The organism is Vibrio sp. Vb1026, from assembly GCF_033338745.1.
Lineage (GTDB): Bacteria > Pseudomonadota > Gammaproteobacteria > Enterobacterales > Vibrionaceae > Vibrio > Vibrio alginolyticus.
The window spans coordinates 1-1,062 of the sequence record NZ_JAWOTH010000191.1; the positions used below are offsets into that span (position 1 = coordinate 1).

The 1,062-nt window shown below is 39.5% G+C and carries 1 pseudogene; it reads left to right on the forward strand.

The annotated features are described in order from the left end of the window. Positions 1–378: 378 nt before the first annotated feature. Positions 379–1,062: pseudogene (locus R7E47_RS25215) on the forward strand (AEC family transporter); the annotation flags it as partial.

A 1,062-nucleotide genomic window follows, 5' to 3' on the forward strand; every position in this document is an offset into this window, starting at 1 on the left:
TATTGTTAAATAGCGACATTTCAATATTTTTTGTTTAGTGAATGCTTAATTACAAAAAATATCCAGTCAATATGACTAAACAATAATAACAAAACAACATTAATCACTATTTAATAAAAATATCAGAGATTGGCTATTTTACAGACACATGACATAAAACTTGTCGGTATTTCAGTGATTTGTATGTAACTTGATACGTAACAATTAGTTCAAAGGTACGACCACTCCATATAGCTAATGTGCTTTGAGAAAGCTTGATTTAATCCACGGTTCTCATTGTTTCACCATGACGCAATGCATGAAGGTTTGATACTGTGATTACCACTTAGTTGATTAACCAACTAAGCGCACATCTACCTCATATACACTAAGGCGACCATGATTAATCAGATCATTAATATTCTTTTTCCTGTGTTCGCTCTTGTCGGTGTGGGCTATCTTGTCGGGCGCTATATCAAACCTGATTTTCGCCATATAAATCGAATTAATATCGATGTATTCACGCCAGCTCTGGTGTTTTCCTCATTAGTGAGCATGCCGCTCGACTCTGAACAAGGTCCCCTGCTCTTAGCCGCCATCATTGCGGTTTTAATTCCGGGGTTACTCATGATTCCGATTTGTAAAATCACTGGGCTAGCATTTAAAGCTTGGGCTCCACCTCATATGTTTCGAAATAGCGGGAACCTTGCGATACCGTTGTTCACTTATACATTTGGCGAAGTTGCCCTTTCTTCTGCTGTACTGCTGTTTGTAGTATCAGCTTGCTTACATATCAGCGTAGGTGTGATGTTGTTAAGTAACGGTAATCCATTGAAACAAATCATAAAGATGCCAATTTTCTTATCAGCGTCACTCGCATTATGTTTGAACTTATCAGGTATTGGCGCGTGGACACCGTTGTATGAAGCAACAGCACTGCTAGGGCAAGCCGCTGTTCCGGTAATGCTGCTTTCTCTGGCTCACAAATGTGCCATCTAAGACTGGATGGATTAAAAGTTGGCGTTTTGTGTACCGTTCAATCGTTAACGACTGGCGCAATCGCGTTTGCAATCATTTATTGGC